This window comes from Streptomyces incanus, assembly GCF_042656345.1.
GTDB lineage: Bacteria > Actinomycetota > Actinomycetes > Streptomycetales > Streptomycetaceae > Streptomyces > Streptomyces incanus.
Genome location: NZ_JBHSPC010000078.1, coordinates 26039 through 33964, shown reverse-complemented (window position 1 = coordinate 33964; position 7926 = coordinate 26039). Strand labels below are relative to the sequence as shown.

General features: G+C 69.6%; 7 protein-coding genes and 1 pseudogene. 1 reads left to right on the top strand and 7 read right to left on the bottom strand.

The genetic code is table 11. The annotated features are described in order from the left end of the window. Window positions 1–195: 195 nt before the first annotated feature. A pseudogene (locus ACFP2V_RS23935) lies at window positions 196–648 on the top strand (rhomboid family intramembrane serine protease); the annotation flags it as partial. Here the strand turns inward: ACFP2V_RS23935 and ACFP2V_RS23930 are convergent. From ACFP2V_RS23930 to fabG, 7 genes are all read right to left on the bottom strand, one after another. Then, window positions 575–1630 (bottom strand): LLM class flavin-dependent oxidoreductase, encoded by a 1056-nt coding sequence (locus ACFP2V_RS23930; protein WP_381216158.1) that lies wholly within the window; start codon window positions 1628–1630, stop codon window positions 575–577. The pseudogene ACFP2V_RS23935 and the gene ACFP2V_RS23930 overlap by 74 nt on opposite strands. A gap of 103 nt (window positions 1631–1733) precedes the next feature. Continuing rightward, window positions 1734–2414 carry a GntR family transcriptional regulator gene (locus ACFP2V_RS23925; RefSeq protein ID WP_381216155.1) on the bottom strand — a complete coding sequence of 227 codons (681 nt, stop codon included), beginning with the start codon at window positions 2412–2414 and terminating at the stop codon, window positions 1734–1736. Window positions 2415–2544: 130 nt separating this feature from the next. Next, window positions 2545–3927, bottom strand: coding sequence for an acetate--CoA ligase family protein (locus ACFP2V_RS23920; RefSeq protein ID WP_381216152.1), 1383 nt, complete (start codon window positions 3925–3927; stop codon window positions 2545–2547). Continuing rightward, a complete protein-coding gene (locus ACFP2V_RS23915; RefSeq protein ID WP_381216149.1) occupies window positions 3924–4730 on the bottom strand; it encodes an enoyl-CoA hydratase/isomerase family protein in 807 nt (268 codons plus the stop codon). Before ACFP2V_RS23915 ends, ACFP2V_RS23920 begins: the two co-directional genes overlap by 4 nt. Continuing rightward, window positions 4727–5884, bottom strand: coding sequence for a CaiB/BaiF CoA transferase family protein (locus ACFP2V_RS23910; protein WP_381216146.1), 1158 nt, complete (start codon window positions 5882–5884; stop codon window positions 4727–4729). Before ACFP2V_RS23910 ends, ACFP2V_RS23915 begins: the two co-directional genes overlap by 4 nt. A gap of 19 nt (window positions 5885–5903) precedes the next feature. Beyond that, window positions 5904–7115, bottom strand: coding sequence for an acetyl-CoA C-acetyltransferase (locus ACFP2V_RS23905; RefSeq protein WP_381216143.1), 1212 nt, complete (start codon window positions 7113–7115; stop codon window positions 5904–5906). A 46-nt stretch (window positions 7116–7161) separates the two neighbouring features. After that, window positions 7162–7917, bottom strand: coding sequence for a 3-oxoacyl-ACP reductase FabG (gene fabG / locus ACFP2V_RS23900; protein ID WP_381216140.1), 756 nt, complete (start codon window positions 7915–7917; stop codon window positions 7162–7164). Between the last annotated feature and the right edge of the window lie 9 nt (window positions 7918–7926).

The window sequence follows — 7926 nt, the reverse complement described above, 5'->3', positions numbered from 1 at the left end:
CAGGCACTCCAGGAACGGACAGCTCAGCCCCGTCGCCTACGAGAAGCAGTCAGCTAACATGACACTCGCCGTATAACAACACGAACTGGTGTCCACTTCTCGGGGGGAACCCCCGTACCTCCCGCTCGCCGCTTGCTGGCTACTTGCTGACCTGGGGCTCAGAAATCACGCCTGTGACCTGCACTGATGCCCACCCTTAAGATCTTCGGCAACACAATCGAGAATCGCATGGGCCATGTGCGCTTCCTGCTGTTCTACGTGGCCTGCGGCTATGCGGCCGCATATGGATTTGCTCTCACGAACCCCAACGCCACCACCCCCTTGATCGGCGCCTCGGGCGCCATCGCCGGCGTCCTCGGCGCCTACCTGGTCCTCTACCCGAAGGCCCGGGTCTGGGTCCTCGTCCCCTTCCTGCTCTTCCTGCCGCTGCGCCTGCCGGCCTGGATCGTCCTGGGCCTGTGGTTCGCGCTGCAGGCGGTCTACTCCTCCGGCGCGGGCGTCACCGGCGCCGGGACGGTGGCGTACGCGGCCCACATGGTCGGCTTCGTCGTGGGCATGCTGCTCGCCTGGCCCCTCAAACCGGGCACTCCCCCGCCACCCGAACCGGACGGCATCCTCTTCGGACGACAGACCCGAGGGGACTGGTAGCGCCGCACGCCAGGAGCCAGGCTTGTCGAGCTCGGCTTCTCGCCGGCCCTTCTTGAGCGTTCGTCCAGGACCACAGCCAGCTGCGGGCCGCCACACGGTCCAACGTGTCGATCACGTCGGCCGCACCCTCGAGCTCGTACGGCATCTCGAGGATCGCCTCGTGGAAGCCCAGCTCCGCGTAGCCCGCCAGGTTGTCCTTGGTGATCGCGCCGGACTTCGGATCGGGCCCGGAACCGGGCTTCACGACGAGTTTCAGCTCGTTGAAGTCGCGGTGGACGTCGTCGCACGCAGCCTTGAGCCGGGCGATGTGGTCCTCCAGCGCCTCGAGGCTCTGTTTCGCGGGGAGCCAACCGTCGCACGTCGACGCGACGAGACGCATGGCCATCGGACTGAAGCCTCCCCACAGGAACTCGACCGGTGCCGGAGCCGTGGGCAACATGACGAATGGTTTCTCCGCGGGTTGGTCGTCGCCACCGCGCACCACGTAGGTGCGCCGGCCGCAGGTCAGCAGCTCCCTGATCTCGGCGATGTCCGCCCTGGCCCGGATGCCTCGCTTCTCGAAGGGCATGCCGACAGCGTCGTACTCGTCGCGGAGCCACCCTGTGCCGACACCGAGCGACAGGGGGCGTTCGGTGAGCCACGACATGGTGGCGAGCTGCTTGGCGAGCAGGGTCGGGTTGCGCAGTGTCGCGATGATGACGCTGGTCCCGAACCGCGCCTCGGGGAGCTGGCCGGCGAGCCAGGTGAGCTGGAGGAGAGGATCGAGCCACCAGGTGTCGGCTCGGAAGGGGCGCTGCCCATCCTCTGTATGGGGGTACACCGAGGCGCTGGACTCGGGCAGCAGTACGTGATCGCCCACCCAGAACGAGCTGTAACCGAGTTCGAGTGCGGCGTGGCAGGTCGCGAGCAGCTCGGCCGGGGGCAGTCTTTCACTGGCAAGGGGGAGTCGAACCCCCACCGGAATGACAGGATTGCTCGCCATGGGCATTCCTCGGTTTGTCATAGTCGGCGGAGCTGCGGTGAGAACCCTGGAGCGGGCGTGTCGATCGTGTTGTGACGGCCCAGGCAGCACTCTCCTGCTCCCGCTACAGCCCTCGCTGGGCCAGCGTCTCGATCAGGGCGTCGCCGCCGCTGAGGATGTGGTCGAACATCAGCTTGCGGACGCGTCGGGCGTCGCTGTTGCGCAGCGCTTCGACGATCTGCGGGTGGTCCCCACTGGTTTGCTCGACCTGGCCTTCAATGGCCGTGTAGAAGGTGTTGGACAGGTGTTTGACGACTGAGCCGAGGAGCAGGGCGAGCCGGTGGGAGTCGGCCACCTTGTTGACGGTCCGGTGGAACTGGTGGCCGAGTTCAGCGAGTGCACGGTCGTCGCCCTTGCCAACAGCCACCTTGTACCGCTCACCGATCGCTTCCAGCTGCGCGATCTCGGCTGGCGTGATCGCCTTCGCCGCCCGAGCCGCCAGCTCGCCCCCCAGGGTGGCCTGCGCCCAGAAGAGGTCCCGTACGTCCTGGCGCGTGAACGGCTCGACGACGAAGCCCTTGCGGGGGACGAGCTTGACGAACCCCTCACTGCGCAGCGCCAGGAGCCCTTCCCGCACCGGGGTGTTGCTCACGCCGACCGCCTCGGCGATCGGCTCCATGCGGAGGAAGTCACCCGGGAGTGCCTCGCCGGAGATGATCAGCTCGCGCACGTACGAGGCAACCTCCTCGGGGAGCTGTTGCCTGGCGCTGCGCGCATCGGCCCTGATCACATACGGGTTAGGCATGCGTCACCCTTCACGTACCCAGAAAAGATATTGAATATATTGTATGGCACGTCTTTGTGGTCGAGGGCCAACTTCAGGACACCGCCCGGCGGCCGCCGGGTATGCTCCCCACCGGCCGCCGATGCGGCTGTCATCCCCGGCGGCTGTGCGTCACCACATGGCTCATGCACTGCACGGCCCGGTCCGGCTCGCTGTACGTCGGAACCCCGGCCTTCAGGAGTTCAAGCCGCGGGCGTCCGCTGCCTCCGGTCCAGGCGACCAGGAAGGGCTTCTCGGTGCTGCGGTAGGCCTTGGTCAGCGTCTCGACGATCTCGTCGGAACCCTTGTCGGCATTGCCGAGCACCACCAGGACGGCGTCGGTGTCGTCGTTCTGGTTCACGACCCGCAGCGCCCTTTCCAGTAGGGACAGGTCGTTGATCATCGCCCCGGTCATGTCGATCGGGTTCTTGACCGCCCCGAAGTACGGGAGTTCACCGGCGAGGGTCTCCCGGTCCGCGTCGCTCGCCCAGGTGTCCACCTTCAGGCCCAGCTCGACCGCCCGGTCGGCGGCCAGAGCGCCCGCGCCACCGCTGAGCGTGACGATGGTGAGCCGGCTGCCCGCAGCCCGGCGCCCGTCGGCGAAGGCGAGGGCCGTGTCCGACAGCTCTTCCATGCTGCGGACCCGGATCGCGCCCTCGGCCACGCTGGCGGCCTCGAACTCCGCGTCATCCCCGGCGACGCTGCCGGTGTGAGCGGCGACCGCCCGGGCCCCGGTCTCGCTGCGTCCCGACTTCAGGAGCACAAGGGGCTTGTCCTTCGCCTTCGCGGACCTGGCGAGGCGCCGCAGGGCCGCCATGTCCTTGACCCCCTCGATGTGTCCGAGCAGCACCTGCACGTCGTCCGCGTCGACCAGCGCCGACAGGACCTCTGGGACCGTGACGTCGGCCTCGTTGCCGGTGTTGCCGAAGTAGGTGACGCCCAGGCCGAGGCTGTTCATCGTGCTGTAGGTGAAGGTGCCGACCGCACCGCTCTGCGTGACCAGGGCGATCGGGGAGACCGGTCGCTCGCTTTCGTCGTCGAAGGCCGTGGAGAAGGTGGCGAAGGCTCGGTCCGCCAGCGCGAAGGTGCCCAGGCAGTTGGGGCCGACGACCCGCATCCCGGCGCGCGCCGCGATGTCCGTCATCTCCTGCTGCTCGGGCATGCCCTTCTCGCCGATCTCGGCGAAGCCGGAGGCGAAGACGGTGACGGCGCCGACCCCGGCCTCCGCACAGGCACGCACCGCGTCCACGACCGCGGGCGCCGGAACTACGACGATCGCCAGGTCCACCGGACCGGGAACGTCCGCCACCGAGGCGAACGTCTTCACGCCCTGGACCTCGCTGCGCCGCGGGTTCACCGCGTACAGGTCACCCTCGTAGCCGAACTTCTTCAGGTAGGCGAGCGGGCGGCCGGAGAGCTTGTCCGGGTCGGTGGAGGCACCCAGCACCACGATGCTGCGCGGCCGGAAGTACAGGTCGGCGACGGTGCGGGTCATGAGTAGGCCTCGGGACGGAAAACGGGCTTGCGGCGCTCGCGGTGAGAGGCAACGCCTTCGCGGACGTCGGGCCCGCCGAAGCCGAGGAACTCCAGCCCCAGGGAGGCGTCGAAGATCGGGCCCTGCTGGCGGTACCACTGGTTCATCGAGTACTTGGTCCAGCGGATGGCCTCCTGCGCGCCGCCGCTGAGCTCGCCGGCGATCTCGCGGGCCTTCTCCAACAGGTCCTCCGGCGCCACGGACAGCGACACGAGTCCGGCGCTCTCCGCGTCGGCGCCGGAGATCTCCCGGCAGGTCAGCAGGAGGTACTTGGCCTTCGCCATGCCGCACAGCAGCGGCCACACCATGGCGGCGTGGTCGCCCGCGGTGACGCCCAGCCGGGTGTGGCCGTCGATGATGCGCGCGTTCGTGGCCGCCACGGAGATGTCGGCCATCAGCGCGACCACGAGGCCCGCGCCGACCGCCGGGCCGTGGATCGCGGAGATGATCGGCTTGGAGCAGTTGATGATGTTGTAGAAGAGGTCGCGGGACTCCCGCATGACGCGCATGCGCACGTCGTAGTCCTCGATCTGTGCGTCGATCAGGGCGAAGTCCCCGCCGGCGGAGAATGCCTTGCCCTCACCGCGGACGAGCACGGCCCGCACCTCGGGATCGCGGTCGATGACCGGCCAGATCGCGGGGATCTCACTGTGGGTCTCCTCGTCGACCGCGTTCAGGTTCGGGCCGTCGAAGATGACCTCGAGCACGCCCGGCTGGTTCCGCTCGAACCGGAGCCGCTTGAACTGGCTGTAGGGGTCGGTCACGGGATGTCCTTTCGGTCGGCGGCCGGCGCGCCGTCGCGCCATGCCTGGATGAGCTCCGCCACGTGGGACCGTGCAGCCGTGGGGGCGGCCGGCTCCCTGGCGGGCGTGTGGCTGAACCGCGGAGCGGGGGCGGGGTGGAGCACGTCTCCGACTTCCCGGTACAGCCCCCGGTAGGTGTTGTGCGGGTGCACCGCGGCTTCGGCGAAGTCGAGGACGGGCGTGACGCAGGCGTCGGTGCCGCGGTAGATCTCCGCCCACTCGTCGCGGCTGCGGATGCAAAGGGCCTCGGCGATCAGCCGGCGCAGCCGCGGCCACTGGCTGCGGTCCTGCTGGGCGGGCCAGTCAGCGGTGTTGACGCCGAGGTACTTGATGAACTCGGCGTAGAAGTCGTCCTCGAGCGCCCCGACAGCGAGGTACTTGCCATCCGCGCACTCATAGGTGTTGTAGAACGGGGCGCCGCCGTCGAGGTAGTTGGTGCCTGCCTCGTCGGAGTAGGTGCCGGCCGCGCGCAGTCCCTGGATGCGGGCTGTCAGGGCGGCCACCCCGTCGATCATCGCGGCGTCGACGACCTGGCCGCGCCCGGACGCCTTGGCCTCGAGCACGGCGCAGACGATGCCGAATGCGGCGAAGGTGCCGCCGCCCGCGTAGTCCCCCAGCAGGTTGATCGGCGGCATCGGCGAGGCGCCCTCGCGGCCGAGCGCCTGCAGGACGCCTGACTGCGCCACGTAGTTGATGTCGTGTCCGGCCGTGTGGGAGAGCGGCCCGGACTGGCCGTATCCCGTCAGCCGCGCGTACACCAGCCCGGGTTGGCGCCGGAGCAACTGGCCGGGGCCGAGGCCCAGGCGCTCGGTGACGCCGGGGCGGAAACCCTCGACGAAGACGTCTGCCTGCTCGACGAGGTCGAGCACCGCCGCGCGGCCCTCGCTGCTCTTCAGGTCCAGCTCGACCGTGTCGACACCGCGGTTGGCGATGTCGTGTGCGGGGTCCATGTCCTGCGTCTGCGCCAGGGCGCGCGCGGGCCGGGTGGCCGGGCGGGCGACCCGTACGACGTGGGCGCCCATGTCCGCCAGCAGCATGGAGGCGTAGGGCGTAGGCCCCATGCCGGCCAGTACGACCACCCTGACTCGCGCCAGCGGCCCGGTTCCCCTGCCCATGTCTGTCTCCTCCCCCGCCTCAGGCGATCCGCTCGAAGACGGCCGTCAGGCCCTGGCCGCCACCGATGCACATGGTTTCCAGGGCGTAGCGGCCCTGCCTTCGGTCGAGTTCGCGCAGCATGGTGGTGAGGATCCGCGCCCCCGTGGCTCCAACGGGATGGCCGAGCGAAATACCCGAGCCATTGACGTTGAGGCGGTCGAAGTCCGCCTCGGCAAGCCCCCATTCCTTGGTGACCGCGAGGGCTTGGGCGGCGAACGCCTCGTTGAGCTCGATGAGGTCCATGTCGTCCAGGGACAGGCCGGCCCGGGCGAGAGCCCGCTCGGTGGAGGGCACGGGGCCGATGCCCATGCGGTGCGGCTCGACGCCGGCCGCCGCCCAGCTGACCACTCGTCCCAGAGGCCGCAGGCCGAGCTCCTCGGCCTGCTCCCTCGTCGTGACGAGGCAGGCTGCGGCGCCGTCGTTTTGACCGCTGGCGTTGCCGGCGGTGACGGTGGCCTCCTCGTCTAGCTTGCTCCGTACGGGGCGCAGGGCGGACAGGCTCTCCAGCGAGACGTCCGGACGCGGGTGTTCGTCAGTGTCGATGACGACCTCGCCCTTCCGGGACTTGACCGTCACGGGGACTATCTCCTCCTTGAACCGGCCGTCCTGCTGCGCCGCGACTGCCCGCTGGTGCGAGGCCAGCGCGAGTCGGTCCTGCTCCTCGCGGGTGATGCCGTACTCGCGGCGCAGGTTCTCCGCGGTCTCGAGCATGCCGCCCTCGACCGGGTAGAACTTGCCTCCGGAGGTGATGCGGCCCCGGGCGATCCGGTCCCACAGCGGGCTGGAGTCGCCGCGGAAGCCGAAGCGCCCGCCGACCACGTAGTGCTCGGCCTGGCTCATGCTCTCGGCGCCGCCGGCGATGACCACGTCGCAGGCCCCGGTCTGCACACGCATGGCTGCGTCCAGCACTGCTTGCAGGGCCGAGCCGCAGCGCCGGTCGAGTTGGGTGCCCGGCACGGTGATCGGGAAGCGGGCGTCCAGCGCCGCGATGCGGCCGATGGCGGGTGCCTCGCCGTTTGGGTAACACTGCCCGAACAGCACGTCGTCGACTTGGGCCGGGTCGATGCGGGTGCGGCTGACCAGCTCCGTCAGGACCGTGGCGGCCAGCTCCGCCGCGGGCAGGCTCTTGAAGACTCCGCCGTAGCGGCCCACCGGCGTGCGCAGCGGCTCGCAGATGACTGCTTCGCGCATGTCGTCCTCTCTTCGTTCGGTTCCGTGGTGCGGGTGGGGTCGGTCCTCAGATCCCGCGCCCGCCGGTGACTTCGAGGACGGCGCCGTTGATGTACGACGCCATCGGGCTGGCCAGGAACACGACCGCGTTCGCCACCTCGTCCGGCGTGCCCGCGCGCCCCATGGGCACCTCGGCCTCCTTGGCGGCGAAGATCTCCTGCTTCATGGCGAGCGTCATGTCGGTCCGGATCAGGCCGGGCTGGACCGCGTTGACGCGGGCGCCGGAGGGGCCGAGCTCCTTCGCTGCCGCCTTGGTCAGCCCGATCAGCCCGGCCTTGGCGGCGCTGTAGTTGGTCTGGCCAGGATTGCCGATCTTGCCGGACAGCGAGGACACGTTGACGACGGCGCCGCTGCCCTGCTTGCGGAACAGCCCCGCCACGGCGCGCGTGCCGAGCCAGGCGCCCCGGAGGCTGACGTTGAGGACCAGGTCGAAGTCCTCGGGCGTCATCTTCGTCATGTACCGGTCGCGGGTGACGCCGGCGTTGTTGACGAGGATGTCCACGCCGCCGAACTCGGCCAGGCAGCGCTCCACCAGCTGCTCCTGGTCGGTCTCGCTGGTGACGTCGGTCGCGACCGCCAGCACCGGGGCCCCGTCCGCCCGCCGCGGCTCCACGGCTGCGGCGGCCTTGTCACCGTCGATGTCGGCGACCACGACCTTGGCGCCGTGGTCCAGCAGGGCCTCGGCGATGGCCAGCCCGATGCCCTGTCCGCCGCCGGTGACGATGGCGACCTTGCCGTCGAGCATGCGGCCTTCCTTACTCATCCGTCCCTC

Bases quoted from the DNA above. Each gene is read 5' to 3' on its own strand.
- ACFP2V_RS23925 (WP_381216155.1), bottom strand. From the start codon at position 2,414: ATGCCTAACCCGTATGTGATCAGGGCCGATGCGCGCAGCGCCAGGCAA.
- ACFP2V_RS23930 (WP_381216158.1), bottom strand. From the start codon at position 1,630: ATGGCGAGCAATCCTGTCATTCCGGTGGGGGTTCGACTCCCCCTTGCC.
- fabG (WP_381216140.1), bottom strand. From the start codon at position 7,917: ATGAGTAAGGAAGGCCGCATGCTCGACGGCAAGGTCGCCATCGTCACC.
- ACFP2V_RS23910 (WP_381216146.1), bottom strand. From the start codon at position 5,884: ATGGGCAGGGGAACCGGGCCGCTGGCGCGAGTCAGGGTGGTCGTACTG.
- ACFP2V_RS23905 (WP_381216143.1), bottom strand. From the start codon at position 7,115: ATGCGCGAAGCAGTCATCTGCGAGCCGCTGCGCACGCCGGTGGGCCGC.
- ACFP2V_RS23920 (WP_381216152.1), bottom strand. From the start codon at position 3,927: ATGACCCGCACCGTCGCCGACCTGTACTTCCGGCCGCGCAGCATCGTG.